The sequence below is a fragment of the Peteryoungia rhizophila genome (assembly GCF_004912145.1).
Classification (GTDB): Bacteria; Pseudomonadota; Alphaproteobacteria; order Rhizobiales; family Rhizobiaceae; genus Allorhizobium; species Allorhizobium rhizophilum.
Map to the genome: position 1 here is coordinate 844,115 of NZ_STGT01000002.1, position 22,446 is coordinate 866,560.

The 22,446-nt window shown below is 61.8% G+C and carries 25 protein-coding genes; 12 read left to right on the forward strand and 13 right to left on the reverse strand.

What is annotated here, in order from left to right; translation table 11 throughout:
* Positions 1–10 precede the first annotated feature (10 nt).
* From E9677_RS09925 to E9677_RS09935, 3 genes are all read left to right on the forward strand, one after another.
* Positions 11–1,279: a cytochrome b gene (locus E9677_RS09925; protein ID WP_136557923.1), complete on the forward strand. Its 1,269-nt coding sequence runs from the start codon at positions 11–13 to the stop codon at positions 1,277–1,279.
* Between the two features lie 21 nt (positions 1,280–1,300).
* On the forward strand, positions 1,301–2,176 hold the full coding sequence (locus E9677_RS09930; protein ID WP_136557924.1) for a cytochrome c1: 876 nt from the start codon (positions 1,301–1,303) through the stop codon (positions 2,174–2,176).
* 118 nt (positions 2,177–2,294) lie between these two features.
* Positions 2,295–2,837 carry an adenine phosphoribosyltransferase gene (locus tag E9677_RS09935; protein ID WP_006725613.1) on the forward strand — a complete coding sequence of 181 codons (543 nt, stop codon included), beginning with the start codon at positions 2,295–2,297 and terminating at the stop codon, positions 2,835–2,837.
* A 51-nt stretch (positions 2,838–2,888) separates the two neighbouring features.
* Here E9677_RS09935 and E9677_RS09940 read toward each other — a convergent pair whose 3' ends face one another.
* From E9677_RS09940 to E9677_RS09960, 5 genes are read right to left on the reverse strand one after another with little or no spacing between them, the layout of a single operon-like run.
* A complete protein-coding gene (locus E9677_RS09940) occupies positions 2,889–3,497 on the reverse strand; it encodes a LysE family translocator (RefSeq protein WP_136557925.1) in 609 nt (202 codons plus the stop codon).
* 37 nt (positions 3,498–3,534) lie between these two features.
* A complete protein-coding gene (locus tag E9677_RS09945) occupies positions 3,535–4,362 on the reverse strand; it encodes an AraC family transcriptional regulator (RefSeq protein WP_136557926.1) in 828 nt (275 codons plus the stop codon).
* Between the two features lie 6 nt (positions 4,363–4,368).
* Entirely contained in the window at positions 4,369–4,845 is a 477-nt protein-coding gene (locus tag E9677_RS09950; protein ID WP_136557927.1) for a glutathione peroxidase, read from the reverse strand.
* A complete protein-coding gene (locus tag E9677_RS09955; RefSeq protein ID WP_136557928.1) occupies positions 4,842–5,330 on the reverse strand; it encodes a MaoC/PaaZ C-terminal domain-containing protein in 489 nt (162 codons plus the stop codon). The genes E9677_RS09950 and E9677_RS09955 overlap by 4 nt, the downstream gene beginning before the upstream one ends.
* Complete coding sequence (locus E9677_RS09960) at positions 5,327–5,797, reverse strand: MaoC family dehydratase (protein WP_136557929.1); 471 nt, start codon at positions 5,795–5,797, stop codon at positions 5,327–5,329. Before E9677_RS09960 ends, E9677_RS09955 begins: the two co-directional genes overlap by 4 nt.
* A gap of 63 nt (positions 5,798–5,860) precedes the next feature.
* On the opposite strand from E9677_RS09960, the gene E9677_RS09965 reads away from it, so the two are divergent.
* Positions 5,861–6,523: a Crp/Fnr family transcriptional regulator gene (locus E9677_RS09965; RefSeq protein WP_136557930.1), complete on the forward strand. Its 663-nt coding sequence runs from the start codon at positions 5,861–5,863 to the stop codon at positions 6,521–6,523.
* Between the two features lie 90 nt (positions 6,524–6,613).
* Positions 6,614–6,820 carry a YgaP family membrane protein gene (locus E9677_RS09970; protein ID WP_136557931.1) on the forward strand — a complete coding sequence of 69 codons (207 nt, stop codon included), beginning with the start codon at positions 6,614–6,616 and terminating at the stop codon, positions 6,818–6,820.
* A gap of 72 nt (positions 6,821–6,892) precedes the next feature.
* Here the strand turns inward: E9677_RS09970 and ychF are convergent, their stop codons facing one another.
* Positions 6,893–7,996: a redox-regulated ATPase YchF gene (gene ychF, locus E9677_RS09975; RefSeq protein WP_136557932.1), complete on the reverse strand. Its 1,104-nt coding sequence runs from the start codon at positions 7,994–7,996 to the stop codon at positions 6,893–6,895.
* 111 nt (positions 7,997–8,107) lie between these two features.
* Here ychF and clpS point away from each other — a divergent pair, with 111 nt between their 5' ends.
* Positions 8,108–8,416, forward strand: a complete 309-nt coding sequence (gene clpS / locus E9677_RS09980) for an ATP-dependent Clp protease adapter ClpS (protein ID WP_136557933.1) — start codon at positions 8,108–8,110, stop codon at positions 8,414–8,416.
* 45 nt (positions 8,417–8,461) lie between these two features.
* Here clpS and E9677_RS09985 read toward each other — a convergent pair whose 3' ends face one another.
* Complete coding sequence (locus E9677_RS09985) at positions 8,462–8,860, reverse strand: RidA family protein (RefSeq protein ID WP_136557934.1); 399 nt, start codon at positions 8,858–8,860, stop codon at positions 8,462–8,464.
* A 165-nt stretch (positions 8,861–9,025) separates the two neighbouring features.
* Between E9677_RS09985 and E9677_RS09990 the strand changes: the two genes are divergently transcribed.
* Together E9677_RS09990 and E9677_RS09995 are read left to right on the forward strand one after the other, a co-directional pair.
* Complete coding sequence (locus tag E9677_RS09990) at positions 9,026–9,625, forward strand: TetR/AcrR family transcriptional regulator (protein WP_136557935.1); 600 nt, start codon at positions 9,026–9,028, stop codon at positions 9,623–9,625.
* 51 nt (positions 9,626–9,676) lie between these two features.
* Positions 9,677–10,075 carry a hypothetical protein gene (locus E9677_RS09995; RefSeq protein ID WP_136557936.1) on the forward strand — a complete coding sequence of 133 codons (399 nt, stop codon included), beginning with the start codon at positions 9,677–9,679 and terminating at the stop codon, positions 10,073–10,075.
* A 10-nt stretch (positions 10,076–10,085) separates the two neighbouring features.
* Here E9677_RS09995 and prmB read toward each other — a convergent pair whose 3' ends face one another.
* The 5 genes from prmB to E9677_RS10020 form a co-directional block, all read right to left on the reverse strand.
* A complete protein-coding gene (gene prmB, locus E9677_RS10000; RefSeq protein WP_136557937.1) occupies positions 10,086–11,015 on the reverse strand; it encodes a 50S ribosomal protein L3 N(5)-glutamine methyltransferase in 930 nt (309 codons plus the stop codon).
* Between the two features lie 69 nt (positions 11,016–11,084).
* Positions 11,085–11,810, reverse strand: coding sequence for an aminoacyl-tRNA hydrolase (gene pth, locus E9677_RS10005; RefSeq protein ID WP_136557938.1), 726 nt, complete (start codon positions 11,808–11,810; stop codon positions 11,085–11,087).
* 78 nt (positions 11,811–11,888) lie between these two features.
* Positions 11,889–12,629, reverse strand: a complete 741-nt coding sequence (locus E9677_RS10010; RefSeq protein WP_136557939.1) for a substrate-binding periplasmic protein — start codon at positions 12,627–12,629, stop codon at positions 11,889–11,891.
* Between the two features lie 24 nt (positions 12,630–12,653).
* Positions 12,654–15,032, reverse strand: a complete 2,379-nt coding sequence (locus E9677_RS10015) for a putative bifunctional diguanylate cyclase/phosphodiesterase (protein WP_136557940.1) — start codon at positions 15,030–15,032, stop codon at positions 12,654–12,656.
* Between the two features lie 208 nt (positions 15,033–15,240).
* Positions 15,241–15,843, reverse strand: coding sequence for a 50S ribosomal protein L25/general stress protein Ctc (locus tag E9677_RS10020; RefSeq protein WP_136557941.1), 603 nt, complete (start codon positions 15,841–15,843; stop codon positions 15,241–15,243).
* 294 nt (positions 15,844–16,137) lie between these two features.
* Between E9677_RS10020 and E9677_RS10025 the strand changes: the two genes are divergently transcribed.
* The 4 genes from E9677_RS10025 (at position 16,138) to E9677_RS10040 (ending at position 21,516) form a co-directional block, all read left to right on the forward strand.
* Entirely contained in the window at positions 16,138–18,237 is a 2,100-nt protein-coding gene (locus E9677_RS10025; protein ID WP_136557942.1) for a putative bifunctional diguanylate cyclase/phosphodiesterase, read from the forward strand.
* Between the two features lie 145 nt (positions 18,238–18,382).
* The gene (locus E9677_RS10030; RefSeq protein WP_136557943.1) at positions 18,383–19,351 is read left to right on the forward strand and encodes a helix-turn-helix domain-containing protein; all 969 of its coding nucleotides are present in this window, start codon (positions 18,383–18,385) and stop codon (positions 19,349–19,351) included.
* Between the two features lie 136 nt (positions 19,352–19,487).
* Positions 19,488–21,002 (forward strand): aldehyde dehydrogenase, encoded by a 1,515-nt coding sequence (adh, locus tag E9677_RS10035; RefSeq protein WP_136557944.1) that lies wholly within the window; start codon positions 19,488–19,490, stop codon positions 21,000–21,002.
* A gap of 127 nt (positions 21,003–21,129) precedes the next feature.
* The gene (locus E9677_RS10040) at positions 21,130–21,516 is read left to right on the forward strand and encodes a DUF779 domain-containing protein (RefSeq protein ID WP_136557945.1); all 387 of its coding nucleotides are present in this window, start codon (positions 21,130–21,132) and stop codon (positions 21,514–21,516) included.
* A gap of 14 nt (positions 21,517–21,530) precedes the next feature.
* Here E9677_RS10040 and E9677_RS10045 read toward each other — a convergent pair whose 3' ends face one another.
* Positions 21,531–22,385: a hypothetical protein gene (locus tag E9677_RS10045; RefSeq protein WP_136557946.1), complete on the reverse strand. Its 855-nt coding sequence runs from the start codon at positions 22,383–22,385 to the stop codon at positions 21,531–21,533.
* Between the last annotated feature and the right edge of the window lie 61 nt (positions 22,386–22,446).

Genomic DNA, 22,446 nt, shown 5'->3' on the forward strand with positions numbered 1-22,446 from the left:
ATAAGACACAATGAGTGGTCATTCGAGTTACCAGCCGTCCACCGGCGTCGAGAAGTGGGTCGATGCGCGCCTGCCGCTGCCGCGTCTGATACATGACAGTTTCGTTTCCTATCCGGTTCCCCGCAACCTGAACTATGCCTACACCTTCGGTGGCATGCTGTCGGTCATGCTGATCGTGCAGATCCTGACCGGCGTCGTGCTTGCCATGCACTATGCCGCTGAAACAACCGTCGCCTTCACTTCGGTCGAAAAGATCATGCGCGACGTCAATAACGGCTGGCTGCTGCGCTACATGCATGCCAACGGCGCATCCTTCTTCTTCATCGCCGTCTATCTCCATATCGCCCGCGGCCTCTATTACGGCTCGTACAAGGCGCCGCGCGAAATCCTCTGGATCCTTGGCGTGGTGATCTTCCTGCTGATGATGGCAACCGCCTTCATGGGCTATGTTCTTCCCTGGGGGCAGATGTCCTTCTGGGGTGCGACGGTTATCACCGGCTTCTTCACCGCATTCCCATTCGTGGGTGAGACCATCCAGCAGTTCCTGCTTGGCGGTTTTGCGGTCGACAATCCGACGCTGAACCGCTTCTTCGCGCTGCACTACCTGCTGCCGTTCATGATCGCCGGTGTGGTCATCCTGCACGTCTGGGCGCTGCATGTCACCGGTCAGACCAACCCGACCGGCGTCGAGGTGAAGTCGAAGACGGATACCGTTCCCTTCACGCCTTATGCGACGCTGAAGGATGCACTGGGTCTCTCCGTATTCCTTCTGATCTTCGCCTACTTCGTCTTCTACCTGCCGAACTACCTCGGTCACCCGGACAACTATATTCCGGCAGACTCGCTGAAGACGCCTGCACATATCGTTCCGGAATGGTACTTCCTGCCGTTCTACGCCATGCTGCGTGCGATCACTTTCAACGTTGGTCCGATCGACTCCAAGCTCGGTGGCGTTCTGGTGATGTTCGGTGCGATCATTGTCCTCTTCTTCCTGCCCTGGCTGGATACGTCGAAGGTTCGCTCGGCTGTGTACCGTCCCTGGTACAAGCTGTTCTTCTGGGTCTTTGTCGCCAATTCCATCCTCTTGGGCTGGCTCGGTGCCATGCCGGCGGAAGGCATCTATGTCGTCCTGTCGCAGGCCGGTACTGCCTACTACTTCGGCTTCTTCCTCGTGATCATGCCGTTGCTCGGACTGTTCGAGACGCCAAGGCGGATCCCGAATTCGATCACCGAGGCGGTTCTCGAAAAAAGCGGCAAGTCCGCTGCTGCCCAAGCCTGAGCACGTGAGAGGAAGATAACAATGAAAAAGCTTGTCACGAGCATCGCGCTGATCGCCGCCATGGCCGGGTTCTCCGGCCAGGCGCTGGCAGCGGAAGGTGGCGATCTGGCCGAACTGACGCATCATGCCGCGCAGACCGGTCACTATCCGATCCTGAAGCCCGAGCAGATGGACTGGTCCTTTGCCGGCCCGTTCGGCAAATACGACAAGGGCCAGCTGCAGCGCGGCCTGAAGGTCTACTCGGAAGTCTGTGCTGCCTGTCATTCGATGGAGCTCGTTGCCTTCCGCACGCTGGAAGACCTCGGTTACTCCGAAGCGCAGGTGAAGGCCTTTGCGGCGAATTACGAAGTCGAAGACGGCCCGAACGCCGATGGTGAGATGTTCACCCGTGCAGCCGTTGCCTCCGACCGCTTCCCGTCGCCATTCCCGAACAAGGAAGCGGCCGCCGCATCGAACAACGGTGCAGCTCCGCCGGACTTCTCGCTGATCGCCAAGGCACGCGGCGTCACCCGCGGCTTCCCGACCTTCGTCTTCGACATCTTCACCCAGTACCAGCAGGGCGGCCCGGACTATATCCATGCGCTCCTGACCGGCTACCAGGATCCGCCGGAAGGCGTCGAAGTCGCCGAAGGGACCTACTACAACCCCTACTTCATCGCCGGCCAGTCGCTGGCCATGGCACAGCCGATCTCGGATGGTCAGGTGACCTATGACGACGGTGCGCCGGAAACGATGGAGCAGTATTCGCTCGACGTCTCCGCCTTCCTGATGTGGGCCGCTGAGCCGCATCTCGAAGACCGCAAGCGGATGGGCTTCATGGTCATGATCTTCCTCGCGATCTTCACCGCGCTGATCTACCTGACGAAGAAGTCGGTCTACGCGAACAAGGAACACTGATCTCAAGGGATCACGTTTCACGGAAAAGGCGGTCTGCGGACCGCCTTTTTTATTGGGGGGCCATACCAATCTTGGTACAGTCCCATGCAATTCCTTCCCGACACAATCCGGATGCCCCATGACAAAGATCGCCCACGAACTCGCCGCTGCCATCCGTTCCATCCCCGATTACCCGAAGCCCGGCATCATCTTTCGCGACATCACCACGCTGCTGGGTGACGCGCGGGCCTTTCGCCGGGCAGTCGATGAACTGGTGCAGCCCTATGTGGGGCTGAAGGTCGACAAGATCGCCGGCATGGAAGCGCGTGGATTCATTCTGGGCGGTGCCGTGGCCCATCAGCTGTCGGCCGGTTTCGTTCCGATCCGCAAGAAGGGCAAGCTGCCGCATGAGACGGTCCGCATCGCCTACAGCCTGGAATATGGCGTGGACGAGATGGAGATCCATATGGACGCGGTGAAGCCGGGCGAGAAGGTGATCCTGGTGGATGATCTGATCGCGACGGGGGGCACGGCCGTCGGTGCCGTGCAGCTGCTTCGCCAGATCGGGGCGGATGTCGTTTCAGCCTGCTTCGTGATCGACCTGCCAGAGCTTGGCGGTCGCAAGAAGCTCGAAGCACTCGGCGTCGAGGTTCGCACGCTTGTGGAGTTCGAGGGGCATTGAGCCTTTCGCTCTGACCGGGCGCTGCCGCCCGGCCGGCCCCTCATGGGCGCCTCAGCGCTCCGCCAGCGCCAATTTCCCCGCCATCAGCAAGAAGCCACCTGAGAGCAGCCGGTTGACGATCCGCATCCGCTGCGGGCGCTCGACGAGGCCATGGCGCATGGCAGCTGCGGCAAGGCCGTAGATCGCGAAGACCACAAAGGTTACAGCCATGAAGACGAGGCTCAAGGCCGCCATGGTCGTCAGGGGTGCGGGATCGGCCTGATCGACGAATTGCGGCAGGAAGGCCAGGAAGAAAAGCGAAAGTTTTGGATTGAGCAGGTTGATCAGCACCGCCTTGCGGATGATCCGCCAGGCCTCGCGGTTCGGTTCGGCCGGCTGCTCCTGGACGAGGCCGCTTTTCCAGAGACCGATCGCCATCCAGATCAGATAGGCGATGCCGGCATAGCGGATCGCCTCAAAGAGACGCGGCTCTGCAGCGACGAGGGCGGCGAGCCCGAGCGCCGCTGCGAGCATATGCGGGACGATGCCGAGGGTGCAGCCGAAGGCGGCAATGAGGGCGTTGCGGCGTCCGCCACCGAGGGCAGCCGCCAGCGTGTAAAGCGCGCCCGTGCCGGGGGTTGCGACAATGATCAGGGTGGTCAATAGGAAATCGAGGCTCATGCTGGTCTCCTGCGTTGCTGGAGCGAGCATGCCGGTGTCAGTCGCTCTCGTCTTGTACAGGATTGCAGGCTAGGCGGGCGCTTCTATAGGCGCCGGGCGTCAGACCGAAGCGGCGACGGAATTCGCGGTGCATATGGCTTCGATCAACGTAACCGCAGGCCGCTGCGACTTCAGCGGGAGGTAGACCATCCATCAGCAATCGTCGGCTGAGGTTGGCGCGGCTCTGCATGCGGTAGGCATGGGGCGTAAGGCCGGTGTGGCGCAGGAAGGCGCGGATCAGCTGAAAGCGGCTGAGACCGGCTTCGCGGGCAAGGTCCGAGAGATCGGCAAGGCCTGTCGGATCCTCGTCCAGGCGTTGTCGAACACGGGCAAGGCTGGAGGGCAGGGTAGGGCCGGCCTCCCGGCGGCGAAGCAACGCCTTTCCAAGAACGAGGACGAGCACTTCCTGCAGGGCATCCGCGGCCAGGTCTTCCGTTCGATGCTCAAACCGGCGATGCAGTGTCGTGAGATGATTGCGAATATTTGCGTCAGCGAAGACCGGACATTCGAATTCCAGGTCCGAGATCGAGGAGACCAGATCGGATACGCTGTCGGTGAGGAGAGCCGGCGTCAGGTAAAGCATGTGCCAGCTGCGCGGCGTCCGGCCAATCGGGGCGCCGTCATGCACTTCGCCCGGATTGACCGTGATCAGCTGGCCGGCTTGCGCCTCCACCTGACCCCGGCCGGACGCCGAGATCTGACCGCCGGCGGAGAGAAAGCCAATGCCGTAGGTGTCATGGGTGTGTTTTGAAAAGACATGCGCGCTTGTCGCCGAGACCACTTCCAGGCCGCTGAGAGATGTCGGATGGAAGCGGAAGCCGACCATGGCGGATCAGGGAGCGAGTGCTTTGGCAATGTCGGCGCCAAGTTCCGACGGCGCCGTCCGCGGGGAATAACGCGCAATCGGCTGGCCGTTGCGGTCGATGAGGAATTTCGCGAAATTCCAGCCGATCTCCTGGCCCTGTTCGGCGCCCGGTGTCTCAGCCTTCAGCCAGGCGTAGAGCGGGTGGGTGCCTGCGCCGTTCACCTCGATCTTGGCAAAGAGCGGGAAGGTGACGGCGAACTGGGTCTCGCAGAAGAGGGCGATTTCCTTTTCCGTGCCGGGTTCCTGAGAGCCGAATTGATTGCAGGGGAAGCCGAGCACGACGAGATCGGGGTTCGCCTTGTACAGCGCCTCCAGACCTTCGTATTGCGGGGTGAGGCCGCAGGCGCTTGCCGTGTTGACGATCAGCAGGACCTTGCCAGCGTAGTCGTTGAGGCTGCGCTCGGTGCCGTCGATGGCTGTCATGGTGAAGTCGTGCACGCTCATGATGCTTGCTCCTCGTCGGGCAAGAATTCGATCAGATTGCTCTTGAACCGCAGCACGGTTTCCCCGTGCTGGTTGACGCCTTCGGAGAGGGCGGAATTGAGAATATAGCGGTGCCTTCCCTGAACGCTGCGGCTTTCGAGCGGCGTCATGAAGAAGGTGATGGTGTCGCCGGCATAGACGGGCTTTAGCCATTGCAGTTCGGCAAAACCCGGGGAGGGGCCGAGCTTCGGCGGTGCGATGCCCTCGGCTTTCAGGCGCTCCGTCTCGCGGGTGATGAAGCCGATAAAGCTTTTCATCCAGTTGGCGCAGGTGTGCCAGCCCGACGCACAGAGCGCGCCGAAGACGTAATCCTTTGCGGCTTGCGCATCGACATGGAAGGGCTGCGGGTCGAATTTTTCGGCAAAGCGGATGATGTCGTCTGCGGTGAAGGTGACAGAGCCGAGGTCGAGCCGGGTGCCGGCGCGATAGAGATCGAGCATTCTCATGCTGGCACCTGCGACGTCTCGCGGCGGCGGACCATGACGGCATTGCGGGCCTTCATGACGGTTTCGCCACGCTGGTTCAGCAATTCATGGCCGAAGGTGACGATGCCGAGATGAGGGCGGGAGCGCATGACGCGGACCTCCTCGACGACTGACTTGCCCGAGAGCGTGTCGCCGGCAAGTACCGGTTTGCGCCACTGCATGAACTCGATGCCGGGCGCGCCTTCGGAGGCGGCTTTGAGCACGTAGGCATCGATCATCAGGCGCATGAAGAGGCTGGAGGTGTGCCAGCCGGAGGCGGAGAGGCCGCCGAGGATGCTCGCCTTGCCGGCTTCTTCGGAGAGATGCATGGGTTGCGGATCGAACTCGGTGGCGAATTCGATGATTTCCTCTGATGTCACCAGGCGCGGTCCGAGCGCGAAACTTCGGCCCTGCGTGAAGTCCTCGTAGTGAAGCCTGTCTTCCTGCATGCGGTCTGTTCTCCAATGCCCTGCCAGTCGCTATGGTCATAAGCGGGAATCGCGAGGTGGTCCATGGTGGCTTGGGCAGATCAGGCCGGCTTTCTGGCCGGTATCGATGCGGATGCGCGGCAGGCGCTTCAGGCGCTGACGCCGGTGCATGTGCCTCACCGGACCACGCTGTTTCGCCCTGGCGATGCAGCCCAGAGCTTCGTCATTCTGCTGTCCGGCCGGATCGGCGTTTACCTGACGGGGCGAAATGGACGGGAATTGCTGCTCTATTCCGTGACGCCCGGCGAGACCTGTGTGCAGACGACGCTCGGGGTGCTGGGCGGCGCGCCCTATTCCGGCGAGGCGGTGGCCGAAAGCGATCTGGTGGCGGTCATGGTGCCGCCTGCCGTCTTCGAGCGGCTCATGGCGAGTTCGACGGCCTTCCGCAATTTCGTCTTCCGAGCCTTTGCCGACCGGCTGGGCGACCTGATGTTCGTGCTGGAACAGGTGGCCTTCGTGAAGGTGGAGCAGCGGCTGGCGCATGCGCTTCTCGAGCGGGCGGATGAGGAGGGGCATGTCGCCCTCACGCATCACGACCTTGCCGTCATCATCGGCACGGCACGCGAGGTGGTGTCGCGGCGGCTTGAGGCGCTCGTCTCGAAGGGGGTGGTCGCCAATGAGCGCGGGCAGATCCGCATCATCGCGCGCGCCGAGCTTGCCCGCATGGCGCGGGCTGCGGAGGGTTAATATTTCGCAAAGCCCGTGACTAAGTCACCGACGCGGCACCAAGGGCGCGCTAGTCTTATCCCATCGTCAAACAAACGGAGGGAAAATACCATGTTTGCCAAGAATGTCGGCGGTCTCGACCGCATCCTCAGGATCGTTGCAGGCCTCGTGCTGCTGTCGCTCTTCTTCCTCTATCCGGATGCGTCGTGGCGTTATTTCACCCTGATCGGGATCGTGCCGCTCCTGACCGGACTGATGTCGAGCTGCCCGCTCTATTCGATCATGGGGCTTTCGACCTGCCCGGTGAAGCGGGCCTGAGGCTTTCCACCTCCCTGAAATGCAAAAAGGCCGCGAGGGGATCGCGGCCTTTCGTCGTTCTGATCGTCACGCTTACGTGTTGAAGCGGAAGTGGATGACATCGCCGTCCTGGACGACATATTCCTTGCCTTCATCGCGGCCCTTGCCGGCTTCCTTGGCGCCGACTTCGCCCTTGAAGGCGATGTAGTCGTCATAGGCGATGGTGAAGGCGCGGATGAAGCCGCGTTCGAAATCCGTGTGGATGACGCCGGCGGCGGCCGGTGCCTTGGTGCCGCGGACGATCGTCCAGGCACGGCATTCCTTCGGGCCGACGGTAAAATAGGTGATGAGATCCAGCAGGTGGTAACCGGCGCGGATCAGGCGGTCGAGGCCGGCTTCGTCGAGGCCGAGTGCGGAGAGGAATTCGACCGATTCCTCTTCCGGCAGCTGGGCGACTTCGGCTTCGATCGCAGCCGAGATGATGACGCATTCGGCACCCTGTTCCGTTGCCATCTTGGCGACGGCTTCGGTGTGATTGTTGCCGGTTGCGGCGTCACCTTCGGCGACGTTGCAGACATAGAGGACCGGATGCGAGGTCAGAAGGTTCAGACCTTTAAGGATCTCGATCTCGTCGGCGGCCAGCGTCTTCAGGAGAAGTCGGGCTGGCTTGCCCTCGTTAAGAAGCTTGACGACCTGCTCCATGATCGGCAGCTGGGCGGTCGATTCCTTGTCCTTGGAGGCGGCGCGCTTGCGGGTCTGCTCGACGCGGCGTTCCAGGCTTTCGAGGTCGGCGAGCATCAGTTCGGTCTCGATCGTGTCGGCGTCGCCCACCGGGTCGATCTTGCCTTCGACATGGGTGATGTCGTCGTCTTCGAAGCAGCGCAGCACGTGGACCACGGCATCGACTTCGCGGATGTTGGCGAGGAACTTGTTGCCGAGACCTTCGCCCTTCGAGGCGCCGCGCACGAGGCCGGCGATGTCGACGAAGGAGATGCGCGTCGGGATGATTTCCTTGGAGCCGGCGATGTCGGCCAGCTTCTTCATGCGCGGATCGGGAACGGCCACTTCACCGGTGTTCGGCTCGATCGTGCAGAAGGGATAATTGGCTGCCTGGGCTGCCGCCGTCTTGGTCAGCGCGTTGAAAAGTGTGGACTTGCCGACATTCGGAAGCCCGACGATACCGCATTTGAAGCCCATGGCTCTGAATACCTGCTCGGGATGGATTTTCGTTGCCCACGCCTATGGGGTATAGGAGGGACATGGTCAAGTGTTGCGGCCCAGAGAGGGCCCGAAGTTGCCGGAGGAATGATGGCGAAGGATACGGTGCTGACGCCGAAGACGGTGACCAAGCCCAAGGTGGAGAAACCCCGGCTCTACAAGGTGCTTCTTCACAATGACGACTATACGCCGCGCGACTTCGTGACGATCGTCTTGAAGGTCGTCTTCCGGATGAGCGAGGAGACGGGCTATCGCGTGATGATGACGGCGCACAAATTCGGCTCGGCGGTGGTTGTTGTCTGCACGCGGGAGATCGCCGAGACGAAGGTGACGGAGGCGATGGACCTCGCCAAGGAGGCGGGCATGCCGCTGTTGTTCACGGCGGAACCGGAGGAGTGAGGACGCAAGGGATGTTGCGACCTCTCCAATAGGCGCTGCTCTTGCTTATGCGTGGGCGGGTATTCTGGCGATCACCTTGATCTCGAAATCAAAGCCGGCGAGCCAGTTGACGCCGATTGCCGTCCAGTTCGGATAGGGCGGGGCGGGGAAGACTTCCGCCTTCACCTTCATGATGGTCGCGAACTGGTTTTCCGGGTCGGTGTGGAAGGTCGTGACGTCGACGAGGTCGGCGAGGGTGCAGCCGGCGGCGGCCAGTGTTGCTTCGAGATTGGCGAAGGCGCGGCGGACCTGGGCCTCGAAGTCGGGCTCGGGCGTGCCGTCATCGCGGCTTCCGACCTGGCCGGAGACGAAGAGGAGGTCACTGGTGCGGATCGCGGCGGAATAGCCGTGCTCTTCGTAAAGGGCGTGGCGGTTTGCGGGGAAGACGGGTTCGGGCTTGGTCATGGGTATCCTTTCGGGCATGCGGCATCGTTCCGCCCAGGGCTGGGTCGGCGAAATGCCGCTTGATGCAGGCTGAAGATTTCATATACGTTGCGTATGTAGATCTACTCGCATACGGATCGTATGTCAAATTCATATACGCAATGTATATGAAATCAGGAGAATGGCTTGAAGCGCACACGGTCTGAAAGCATGGCGGATAATCGCGGCAAGCTGATCGCGGCGGCGCGCAAGGCCTTCGCGGATAAGGGATTTGCGGATGCCTCCATGGATGCGCTGACGGCCGAAGCGGGTCTGACGCGGGGCGCGCTCTATCACAATTTTGGCGACAAGCGCGGGCTGTTTGCCGCCGTCGTCGACCAGATCGATACGGAGATGGCCGGGAGAGCCAAGGCGCGCGGTGTTGCGGCAGGCGAGGGGTGGGATGCGCTCCTGGCCGAGGGGGCGACCTATATCGAGATGGCGCTCGATCCGGAGGTGCAGCGTATCGTGCTGCTCGACGGTCCAGCGGTGCTTGGCGATCCGTCGGGATGGCCGAGCCAGAACTCCTGTCTACAGGTGACCCGCGAGGCGGTTGAGGACCTGATGTCGGACGGGATCCTGAAGCCGGTCGATCCGGAAGCGGCGGCGCGGCTGATCAGCGGTGCGGCGCTCAATGCCGCAATGTGGATTGCGGCCAGCTCGGAGCCCGAGAGCGTGTTGCCGCGGGCGCAGGAGGCGTTTCGGGCGCTTGTTGAAGGGTTGCTTGCGAGGCCGGTGGCGGGCTGAGGCCCCCTAGGCGGAAACCAATTCATTACGCCTGCGCGCTAGTCTTTGTGGATGGTTTCAGATCCGCAGATGCTTCCCGAAGCCGCCACCTGGCACTACGCCCTAGCGCTGGCTGTGCTCGCCCTGCTCGGCGCGCTCGGCCATGTCGTGCGCGCCGTCTTCAACATCCTGCCGGATCGCCTTACCAACCGTCCAGTGCCCGATCTGATCCTCAGTAGCGGTTGTGACTGGAAGGATTGGCTGTTTAGCATCGAGTATGATGACGAGGGGTACTATCGGCTCGACAGCCTGCACAACTTCCGGATCGCTGTCGGGTGGACGGTCTTCAGCGGGTTCTGGATGCTGCTGTTTGTTCCTGACGCCTCAAAGGTCACGGCGTACTTCATCGACCAGAGCCTGGTGGCCCTGGTCGATCTCTTCTGGTATCGCATCGAGACCTTCGAGTGGTGAGGACTTAGCTTCACTTGCCCTTCTTCGCCTTCACACCCAAGGCTTCCGCGCTGATCCAGAACACCGCGTCTTCCTCTTCCGTCGTCTCGACCCAAAGGAAGTCGAGGTCGGGGAATTCGGCTTCGAGGATGTCGCGGCCACGGCCGATTTCGCAGAGCATGCCACCGCCAGGATTCAGGTGCTTGGGGGCCTCAGTGAGCAGCGTGCGCACGAGATCGAGACCGTCTTCGCCACCGTCATGGGCCATGGCGGGTTCGGCGCGGTATTCGGCCGGGAAGGCGTCCATCGCTTCGTGGTCGACATAAGGCGGATTGGTGATGATGAGATCGAACTTGCGGCCTGATAGCGGCGTGAAGAGATCGCCCTGGTGCAGCGTCAGCTGGTCTTCGAGGCCATAGGCCTGGCGGTTCTTCTCGGCGACCTCAAGCGCATCGGCGGAGAGATCGACGGCGTCGACTGCAGCGAGCGGGAAGAAGCGCGTGGCGAGGATGGCCAGGCAGCCGGAGCCGGTGCAGATGTCGACCACGCTTTCGACGTCGAAGGCATCGGGCAGGAAGGTCGAGCCGAACTCGCCGCCATATTCGTTGAAGAGGATTTCGCCGATATGTGAGCGCGGCACGATCACGCGCTCGTCGACGAAGAAGCGCAGGCCCTGGATGTAGGAGCGGCCGGTCAGATAGGCAGAGGGCTTGCGGGTCGTAACACGCGTTTCGATGCGCTCGGCGAGCAGGCGGCGTTCCGCAGGCAGGAGCTTTGCGTCGAGGAAGGGGTCCAGCGTGTCGATCGGCAGGTCGAGGCTGTCGAGCACCAGGAAGGCTGCGTCGTCGACGGCGGTGTGGGTGCCGTGGCCGTAGCTGAGTTCTGCGGCGTTGAAGCGGGAGATGGCATAACGCCAGTAGTCGCGCAGGGTGACGAGGTCGGTGGTGATGTCGTGGCTCATGGAAGTCTTCCGGTCATTCTGCGCGTGTGTCGGTCAAGGGCGGGGCAGGGCGTGCCCGTGATGGTGTGGTCAGTCGCCCTTGGGGCCGAACATCTTCTTCAGCATCTCGGCCATGGGGCCGCTCTCGGGAAGCTTTTTCGGCTGGTTGAAGTTGCGGGCCTGGTGGATGTGGGACTGGGCCGGTTTCGGGGCCTTTGGGGCCTTGGCGGGCTTCTCGTCTTCGGCCTTGCCGCCGGTTGCGAGCGCCAGCTTGTTCATCAGCTGCGAGTCCTCGCCGCGCACCAGCATCTCGGCATTGTCGGCGAGCGCCTCGATCAGCGGATCCAGCCATTCGGCATCCACCTTGGCGAAGTCACCGAGCACGTGGTTGTGGACTTTCGCCTTGTCACCGGGATGGCCGATGCCGAGGCGCAGGCGCCGGTAGTTCAGGCCGCAATGGGCGTCGAGCGACTTGATGCCGTTATGGCCGCCATGACCGCCGCCGGTCTTGATGCGCGCCTTGCCGGGCATGAGGTCGAGTTCGTCATAGATGGCGACGATGTCTTCGGGGCCGAGCTTGTAGAAGCGCATGGCTTCGCCGACGCTTTCGCCGGACAGGTTCATGAAGGTCTGCGGCTTGATCAGCATGACCTTTTCGCCGCCAAGCGTGCCTTCCGCGATTTCGGCCTTGAATTTCTTCGCCCATGGCGAAAAGCCGTGCCGACGCTGGATCGCGTCGACCGCCATGAAGCCGATATTGTGCCGGTTCTTCTGATACTGCGCACCGGGATTGCCGAGGCCGGCCAGGATGATCATTGCCCGAGATCCGTCTTGAAGTTCTTTGCCTTTCCCCACAGGGAAACGGGCCGAAAGTCAAGACTGATGTCGGTACCTTCAGGGTTTGGCCGCGACCAGGCCGAAATTCGTGTAGCGCAGATTATAGGTGTCGAAGATCTCGGCCTGGGTGCCGTCGGCGATCAGCTTGTCGAGCGCGCCTTGCATACGGGCGAGGAGTTTTTGCGGGAAATCCGCATTGCAGGCGATGGCGAATTTCTGCTCGGAGAAGACGAACTGAGCCTCCAGCTCCTCGCCTTTTTCCTGCAGCTCGATGTAATGCTGTTCGGAGATCGGCATGAGGTCGATGCGCTTGGTCACCAGCTTCTTCAAGGTCAGCTTCAGGTCGGTTGCGAGATCGATCTTCGGAAAGCCCTCGTTTTCCAGCAGCGTCTGCGTGTAGTCATTGCGCTGAGTACCGACGATATAGGCCTTGGCTTCCTCGATCGTGCCGACCTTGATCTCGGAGTTCTTGTGGGAGACCATGAAGTTGCGGCCAACGGCGATGGGCTCCACCCATTTGAACAGCTTGTCGCGTTCCGGAATATGCGCCGTGGTGAAGACGCAGTGCAGGGGCTCGCTCTCGGCCAGCGCGATCGCGCGCGCCCAGGGCATCATCTCGATGGTGTAGGGGACATTGATCTCCTTCATCATCAGCAGGACTTGATCGTAACCTGCGCCGCGAATCTCGCCGCCGACACGGTAATTATAGGGCGGGTAGTCCTCGGTGGTGAAATGTACGACGTCTGCGGCGGCGACCGGGGCCGCCGCAAGTGAAAGTATAAGGCTCAAGACTTTCATTGCGGTTCCCTCTTTCAGTTGATGTCAGCCGGCAGATGCCTTCTGCAGGCGGGCCGGTGTGGCGTTTGCTTGTTCGATCAGTGCCGACAGCGGCTGTGGCCGGGCGAAGAGATAGCCCTGGCCGTAGTCGACGCCGAATTCTTCCAGGATCTGCCGCTGTTCGTCGGTCTCGATGCCTTCCGCGACGACGGCGCATTCCATCTTGTGCGAGATCGCCGTGATACCTTCGACGAGCATGCGGCTCTTGTGGCGCAGTTCCTCTTCGTCCTCGGTCAAGGAGCGGATGAAGGACTGGTCGATCTTGACGATATCGACGGGGAAGCGGTTCAGGTAGCTGAGCGACGAGTAGCCCGTACCGAAATCATCGAGTGCCAGGCGATAGCCGAAGCGGTTGAAGTCGTCGAGGATCGTGCGGATTTGCGGATTGTCGTGCAGCAGCGTCGCTTCGGTGATCTCGATGACGATCCGGTGCGGGGCGATGCCGAAATGGGCGGTCAAGGCGGCGAGCCGAACCGGAAGCGATGGATCGAACTGCAGAGGCGAGAAGTTGACCGCGAGATAGGCGTCGTGATTGCCCGTTGCGGCACTCAGGCGGGCGAGGTTCGAGAGCGCCTTTTCCAGCACCTGGCCGCCGAGACGGCTGATCGCGCCTGTCTCTTCTGCCACGCAGATGAGTTCGGCGGGCGGGATGACGCCGCGCTCGGGATGGACCAGACGCATCAGGGCCTCGTAGCCGACGGTGCGTCCGCTCGCGACTTCGACTATCGGCTGGAAGTATGCGTCGAACCAGTCTTCGGCGAGGCCTTCCTCGATGTCGTGTTCGATCTCGGCACGGCGGCGGGTGTGGTCCTGGATTTCCGAATTGTAGAGCAGGGCGCCGTTCTTGCCGTCGCGCTTCTTGCTGTACATCGCCATGTCGGATTTCTGCAGCAGTTCGGCGGCATTGGCGGCATGGCGGGGATAAAGGGCGATGCCGATGCTGGCGCTGAGGCGCACCGTCGAGCCCTCGATGGTCATGGGATCGACGAAGATGTCGCAGAGCGCCCGGCTGATCTCGGTCGCCACGGGCTCGATCGCCTGGCCACGCACGAGCACGGCGAATTCGTCACCACCGAGACGGGCGGCAATCGCGCCTTTTGGCAGCCGTTCGTTCATGCGCTCGACGAAGCGGCAGAGCACGATATCACCGGCCTGGTGGCCGAGATTGTCGTTGATCCATTTGAAGCGATCGAGATCGACGAAGATGCAGGCGAGTTCCTCCCCAGCCGTATCGGTCGCGGCGATCTCGCTGTCGAGAGCCGTCTCGAAGCCCTGGCGGTTGCGCAGGCCGGTCAGATGGTCGGTGATCGCCTGGCGGTGGTTGCGCTCCTCGGACTGCTTGAGGGCGGTGACATCGGTCATGACGCTGAGGGAGAGGTCGTCCTTGGCGCCTTCGATCTTGCGGCTCGCTTCGGCAATCAGAATGTCCATGATGGTGCCGTCGGCACAGACGAACTGGGTCGTTGCTTCCAGCACGTCGGCGATCGCACAGGTCTTCTTGCTTTCCTGATAGGCGATCCGGGCTTCGCTCGGCACGAGTTCGATGAACTTGCGTCCGACGACCTGGTGGCGCTGGTAACCGGTGGCGAGCAGCCAGTATTCGCTGACGCCGGTGATCCGGTCCTCCTCGTCGAGGGAGAACAGCATGGCGGGCGTCGTGTTGTAGATGTCCGTCGAGCGGCGGTGGGCGAGGCGGAGTTCGCCTTCTTCCTGCTCGAGCTTGATCTGCATGGCGTTGAAGCTGCGGGCCAGGCGGCCGATCTCGTCGTTCGACTGCCAGTCGACATGGTGACGGGAGCCGAGCCGGCGGGTCGCCTCGATTGCGGCCGTCAGCTTCAGGAGCGGCTTCATCACCATGAGGCGGTTGCCGATGATGGCGGAGCCGACCACGCCGATGACGGCGAGCATGAAGATGCCGATCAGCATGACCTCTGCCTGGCGCAGCGAGGAGAACATGTCGATCCGGCTATAATAGATGGTGATGGTGCCGACGTGTTTCGGTCCTTCGACGGCCCGGTAGTAGATCTCGCGGGTGATCGATTCGAGGCCGTTCTTCGGCCACTTCGGTAGCGCTGGCATGGAGACCGAAATGCCGCCCGAGATGTCCTTGACGTTGACCCGGCTGACCGGTCCGTTGGAGACGATCGTGGCGGTGATCTGCTCGACGCTTTCCTGGTCGAAATCCCAGAGCGGCTTGGCGAGCGCCTGGGCGTTGGCGGCAAGCAGGATGTCGAGATTCTGCTGCAGCTCGTTGGAGGCGCGTTCGGTCGCAAGCGACAGGAAGAGCGCAAAGAGCGGCACGACCAGTATGAAGATCGTAATGCCGACGATGGCGAGGAATCTCCTCTCGACCGATCGCGTCATTGCGCCTCTTGCTCCGCCGGGTTCGGGCTCTCCGACATGATCTCAACGGTCCTCGCGTCAGGATTGAGCGCGCAGGCTGTCATGAAACTGTTTAAATCTGCCTAAAGCCAAATACTCGGAATCGAGAATAGGGGCGTCTGCCTGTCCCGGAACGAGAAAACCCGCCTCCTTGCGGAGACGGGTCTCAAGATCAGAACGTCGCGAAGGCTTAAGCTTCGGTCGTTTCTTCGTCTTCGGCAACACCGGCGGCCGGGGCGACGATCGTGGCGATCGTAAAATCGCGATCGGCGATCACAGGCGTCACACCCTTCGGCAGCTTGACGGCCGAGATGTGGATCGCGTCACCGACCTTGAGGCCGGCGAGGTCAACCGTGATTGCTTCCGGGATGTCGGAAGCCGGGCAGTGCAGTTCAACTTCGTGACGAACGATGTTGAGAACGGCGCCGGTCTTGATGGCCGACTTCTCTTCGTTGATGAAGTGAACCGGAACCTGAACCGAAACCTGGCTGTTTGCCGAAATGCGCAGGAAGTCGACGTGCATCGTGAAGTCGCGAACGACGTCGAGCTGGTAGTCCTTCGGCAGAACGCGGATCTTCTGGCCATCGATGTCGATGACGCCGACCGTGGTCATGAAACCGCCGGCATGGATGCGCTTGGTGACCTCGTTCGTGTTGAGCGAGATCGCAATCGGGTCCTGCTTGTCACCATAGATGACAGCCGGAATGAGACCGTTGCGGCGAAGTTCGCGGGAGGACCCCTTACCTACCCGTTCGCGTGCTACGGCCTTGAGCTCGTAAGAAGCGTTGCTCATGGCTTTACCTTTCAAGTTACTGGAGAGCCCTGGCGGCGGATCTATGCCGTGCCAGAACCGGAGACCGTTGCCGGTCCCATCCACATTGCCTCCAAGGGTGTCTGTGCGGATCGGGCGCCTATAGACCAGATGATGCGGAATGGCAAGGTTCTCGCGGGAAAAGCCATGAATGACGCACTTGTGATCCAGTTTGGTCGCGATAGGGCCAGTGAGCGGATTTGGTAACCATGCGCGGTGAGCATTTGGAAATTGACAGTTGTTAGATCTACCCCCAGATTCAACTGGTTTTTCCTCATGCTCGCGGTTCTCTCCTGCATCGCCGTCGATCACGATCCGGTCTCCCTCGTGGCAGCGGTCCTCGTTTGTGTCCTCGGGTCTTTCCTGACGATGCGGCTGTTCAGCCGCATGCGCAACACGCGGGGTGCGACGCGTGCGAGTTGGACGGCGCTCACCGCCATCATCGGCGGTTCGGCGATCTGGACCACGCATTTCGTGGCCATGATGGGCTATGAGGCGGATGTGCTCGCCGGCTACGAGCCGACCGCGACCATGCTTTCGCTCGTGCTCGCCATCATGGTCACGGGGACGGGGCTCTCGATTGCCGCGGCCACCCAGCGGAGCCCGCTAATCGAAGCGGGTGGTGCGGTCGTCGGTGCCGGCATTGCCTCGATGCATTATGTCGGCATGTCCGGTTATCAGGTGCAGGGATATCTGGAGTGGAACTCCGCCTATGTCGCGGCGTCTCTGGTGGCTGCCGGCCTGTTCGGTGCGCTGGCAACCAGTCGCGTCGCGCGTCCGGTGACCCGCTTCTGCCGTTATGGCGGCGGTCTGGCGCTGGTTCTTGCCATTGCGTCGACCCATTTCATTGGGATGACAGCGCTGACCGTCGTCCCGGATGCCGTGGCCTCGATGCCCGCGAACATGCTGCCGGAGAGTGTGATGACGGTCGTCCTCATGTTCGTCACCCTGCTGATCCTGGCGATCGGCGCGATGACCTATGTGATCGACCGCCAGTCGAACAAGTCGGCCGTCGAACGGTACCGCCAGCTCTCACTGCATGATGCGCTGACGGGGCTGCCAAACCGGGTGGCCTTCCTCGAGCGGTTCGGACATCTCATGCAGACGCCGACCGCGCGGCATGAGCGGATCTACCTTTTCTCCTTCGACCTCGACCGGTTCAAGGAGATCAACGACGTGCATGGGCATGCGGCGGGCGACACGGTGCTGCGGGTTGCAGCCGACCGGATGACCCGGAACCTGCGGTCGGGCGAGTTCGTCGCGCGTATCGGCGGCGACGAATTCATTGCCGTCAGCGCCCGCATCTTCACCACAACCGAGGCAGAAAACTTCGCCCGCGGTATCATCGCAGAGCTCAACGCGCCCATCGAATGGCAGGGGGTAACGCTCACGGTCGGGACCAGCATTGGCGTCACCGTTTTCCCCGACGCCGCAGAAGATGTCGATGACCTTCTGGCGCAAGCCGACATCGCCATGTATCGGGCAAAGGCCGCAGGCTCCAACAACATCTGTTTCTACGACCAGTCGATGGACCTGGCCGCACGAGAGCGCAGCGCACTTGCCATGGACATGCGCACAGGCCTTCAGCGTGGCGAATTCCAGCTCTATTTCCAGAAGCAGAACAATACGCAGTCCGGCGCGGTGATTGGCTTTGAGGTTCTCCTGCGCTGGCGGCATCCTCGCCGCGGTATGGTCTCGCCGGTCGAATTCATTCCCATTGCCGAGCGCACGGGCTTCATCATGGAACTGGGGGACTGGGTGCTGCGTCAGGCCTGCGTGGAGGCGGTCAAATGGCGCAATCCGCTCAAGATCGCCGTCAATGTCGCACCGAAACAGCTCGCCAATGCCAATCTTCCGCAGCGCGTCCGCGAAATCCTCGCCGAAACCGGTCTCGATCCGGCGCGGCTCGAGCTCGAGATCACCGAGTCCGGCATCATCGCCGACCAGCAGCATGCGCTTTCGATCATCCGGCAGCTCAAGGCGATCGGCGTGAAGATTGCCATGGACGATTATGGCACCGGTTATTCCTCGCTCTCGACGCTGCAGCTCTTCCCCTTCGACAAGATCAAGATTGACCGGGGATTCATCGACAGCGTGGCAGAGAACCGGCAGTCAGCCGCCATCGTCCGCTCGACGCTCATTCTCGCGCAAAGCCTCGATATTCCGGTGCTCGCGGAAGGGGTCGAGAATGCAGAGCATCTGCGTTTCCTTCAGGACGAGGGCTGTGAACAGGTTCAAGGCTATTTCTACGGCAGGCCTCAGCCATTGTCGGCGTTTCAGGACATCGTCAATCCGCCGGCAGCGGCCGCCGAGCCCGATGCCAATTCTGATGCAGGGCAGCCGTCCGCGGGCGAGCAAGGTAATCTCGCCGCTTGAAACGCGTCAGCGTCGACTGCATGGACTGTCGCATATTTGCGCCAGTTTTCAGAACGAATCGGGGCGTGGTCATTTGCCGCTGGATTGAGCGATTGCCTCTGCCGGCGTAAGGCGCATAGTTTGAGATGTGCTTTGGGAGGAGCCGATGCGACAGGAAATCCGCCATTCCGAACTCGTCTATTCGACGGCGCAGAAAGCCTCGGCCGCTGTAACGTCACCCGTTGCAGCGTCCTGGAGCCGGTGCCTCAACCTTTATCGCCTGCAGCCCGAAGAAGCGCGCAAGCCGGTGCAGATCGACGAGGCCGCCTTTCGGGAAGCCCATGCCCGCATGGAGCGCCTGATCGGCAGTTCCGCGGATGAAGTCGATCGGCTTTACCAGATGATCGGACGATCCGGCTGCTGCATCATACTCGCCGATGCCGACGGTATCGTCGTCGACCGTCGCGGGGCACCTGGTGACGATGTGGAATTCCGGGCACTCGGCCTCTGGCAGCAGACGATGTGGAGCGAAGCGAGCGTCGGGACCAATGGTATCGGTACGGCGCTTGCCGACGAGCGGGCTGTCGTCATCCATCGCGACCAGCATTTCATGAGTGCCAATATCGGGCTCTCCTGCGCAACGGCGCCGATCCGCGACCATCTCGGTCGTGTGGCGGCCGCACTGGATGTCTCCACTTGCCGCAACGATGTCTCCGACATGACGCTTGCCGTGCTGTCGCAGGCGGTTCGCGATGCGGCATCGCGTGTCGAGGCAAACCTTTTCCGCCAGGCCTTTGCCGGCGCGCGGATCGTCGTCGTGCCGCAGGCGAATTCGTTCTCCGCCCTGATTGCCGTCGATGGCGACGATCTGATCCTCGGCGCGACAAAGGCCGCGCGGGTGGCGCTGAAACTCGACGACGGGCTGATCGCGCAAGGGTTGCCCGCTGCCGATGCCCTGCGCGAAACCCGCGGTGAGCGGCGCGGGGAGGGCATGTCCGACCTCGAGGATGCGGAGCGCGCAGCACTGCGTCGCGTGCTGTCGCGGACGAGCGGCAACGTATCCCAGGCCGCCCAGATGCTCGGCATCAGTCGTGCGACGCTCCATCGGAAGATGAAACGCTTCCATTTGCAGTAAGGAGATGGGTATGTGTCGCATTCCTGAAACACAGTGCGCTGCAGCACTGTTTCCCATGGCTTCAAACGCGCGCTGATCACTGTGATCATTCTTCCATCGGAACCCGGGAGGGGTTCCTGCACAGGGAGGATGACAGATGAATATTCAGGTCCAGGCCATTGCGGCTTCGCCGTTCAAGCTGAAATACGGCAACTTCATCGGCGGTGAATTCCGCGAGCCGGTCAATGGTCGCTATTTCGAGAACACCACGCCGGTGACCGGCGGCAAACTCTGCGATATCGCTCGCTCCGACGAGCACGATATCAATCTCGCCCTCGACGCAGCGCACGCCGCCAAGGACAAGTGGGGCCGTACCTCAAGCACCGAGCGTTCCAACATCCTGATGAAGATCGCCCAGCGGATGGAGGACAATCTCGAACTGCTCGCCCGGGCCGAGACCTGGGACAATGGCAAGCCGTTGCGCGAGACCATGGCGGCGGACATTCCGCTTGCCATCGACCATTTCCGTTATTTCGCATCCTGCATCCGCGCTCAGGAAGGGACGATCGGCGAGGTCGACCACGACACGATCGCCTATCATTTCCATGAGCCGCTCGGCGTCGTCGGGCAGATCATTCCGTGGAACTTCCCGATCCTGATGGCGGCCTGGAAGATGGCGCCGGCGCTGGCGGTCGGAAACTGCGTCGTGCTGAAGCCTGCCGAGCAGACACCGGCCTCGATCCTTGTCTGGATCGAACTGGTCGGCGATCTCTTGCCGCCGGGCGTGCTCAATATCGTCAACGGCTTTGGTCTCGAGGCCGGCAAGCCGCTCGCCACCAGCCCGCGCATCGCCAAGATCGCCTTTACCGGCGAGACCTCGACCGGTCGGCTGATCATGCAGTATGCCAGCCAGAACCTGATCCCGGTCACGCTGGAACTTGGCGGCAAGTCGCCGAACATCTTCTTCGAGGACGTCATGCGCGAGGATGACGACTATCTCGATAAGGCGCTGGAAGGTTTCGCCATGTTTGCGCTCAACCAGGGCGAGGTCTGCACATGCCCGAGCCGGGCGCTGGTGCATGAGAAGATCTACGACCGCTTCATGGAGAAGGCACTGAAGCGTGTTGCGGCGATCCGCCAAGGTGACCCGCTCGACATGTCGACGATGATCGGCGCGCAGGCCTCCAGCGAACAACTGGAAAAGATCCTGTCCTACATGGATATCGGCCGGCAGGAAGGCGCCGAGGTTCTGATCGGCGGAGAGCGCAACAATCTCTCGGGCGATCTCGCCGGCGGTTATTATGTCAAGCCGACGGTGTTCAAGGGGCACAACAAGATGCGCGTGTTCCAGGAAGAGATTTTTGGACCCGTCGTGTCGGTCACCACCTTCAAGGACGATGCCGAAGCGCTGGAGATCGCCAATGACACGCTTTACGGCCTCGGATCGGGTGTTTGGAGCCGCGATGCCAATCGTTGCTACAATTTCGGCCGCAACATCCAGGCCGGGCGCGTGTGGACCAATTGCTACCATGCCTATCCGGCGCATGCGGCCTTCGGCGGGTACAAGCAGTCGGGCATCGGTCGTGAAACGCACAAGATGATGCTCGACCACTACCAGCAGACCAAGAACATGCTGGTGAGCTACAGCCCCAAGGCACTCGGCTTCTTCTGAGTGAGCTTCCTTCTCCCCGCTTGCGGGGAGAAGGTGCCCGAAGGGCGGATGAGGGGCCGCTCGGATTTGCCCCTCACCCTAACCCTCTCCCTGCAGGCGGGGAGAGGGGACTGTGACGGAGTTGCTCATGACCACGACCACCAACTCAGGCGAACCCCGCGTCGTCGCGACCGAAGCTGCACTCGCCTTCCTCGACGAAATCCGGAAGGACCATCCGGATGTGCTGTTTCATCAGTCCGGCGGATGCTGCGACGGGTCTTCGCCGATGTGTTATCCGACGAGCGACTATCGCGTCGGGGAAACCGATGTGAAGCTCGGCGAAATCGGCGGCGTGCCTTTCTATATCAGCGGCAGCCAGTATGATGTGTGGAAACACACGCAGCTGATCATCGATGTCGTGCCGGGCAGAGGTGGGATGTTCTCGCTCGACAACGGTCGGGAGCGGCGTTTTCTCACCCGGTCACGGCTGTTCTCCGGAGGCGAGGCCTGTCCGCTGCCGCTGGCTCGGCCCTGATCCGGCTCCCTCTGTCAGCGCAGGCCGACGGTCTCGCAGGCGGCATCGATGAAAGCCAGCTTGACGGCCTGCGTCGCCATGTATTCGCTGAAGAATTCGCGCGAGATCCACATGGTGGACCGGCCGCGACTGCCTTCCCAGCCGATGCTGCCGAGGGCTTCGGCCTCCCGCAGCTTGCGGGTCAGATGGGTGCGAGACAGGCGGAAGTTCTCCGCCAGTTCCGGGACAGAGCGGACTTGCGTGGGCACGCGTTCGACCGAGGGGCCGACCGGTTCGACGCCGACCATCAGCCAGTCCATGACGATGCCGCCATTGTTCAGCCAGGTGAAGAGCGACCATGTCTGCGGCGGGGTGCGAAATTCTGGCGAGACGAGCGCGCGCTTGGCGATCTCCGGGTGGAGGCGCGCAAGGATCGTCTCGTCCGTCTCGAAGGCATCAATCCTGTGGCCGCCGTCGAGGCGATCGAGGCTCGTCAGATGGATGAAGGCCCAGTGGCGGGTCGCGGCGACCGTGATCGGAGCCGGCACGAAGGGACGGTTCCGGCGATCGGCCGTCTGGCTCTGCTGGGCGATGCCGTAGACCAGCATTTCCTTGATGAAGGCATCCGCCGTATTGACCGAGGATATGTCGAGCGTCTTCACCTGCTCGAGATAGCGGGCCATCAGGATCACGGGATCAGGATTGCCGCGGGCGACTTCCTGAAAATATTGCGACATCGCCAGATGTCCGAGCAGCCAGCGTTGCTGGGTTCCGAAAACAGCGGCGAGCTTCGGGCTCTCGTCGTTGACGCGAAGCAAAGCCCGGGACTGTTCCCGAACCGTTTCATGCAGATCTGAATTCGCCAGTAGTTGTTCAACCGAGAGAGACATCAACTCACGCGCAAAGGGCCGGCAAGCGGTTCCGAAATGGAGGATTGCGCGCGAAGCTGTA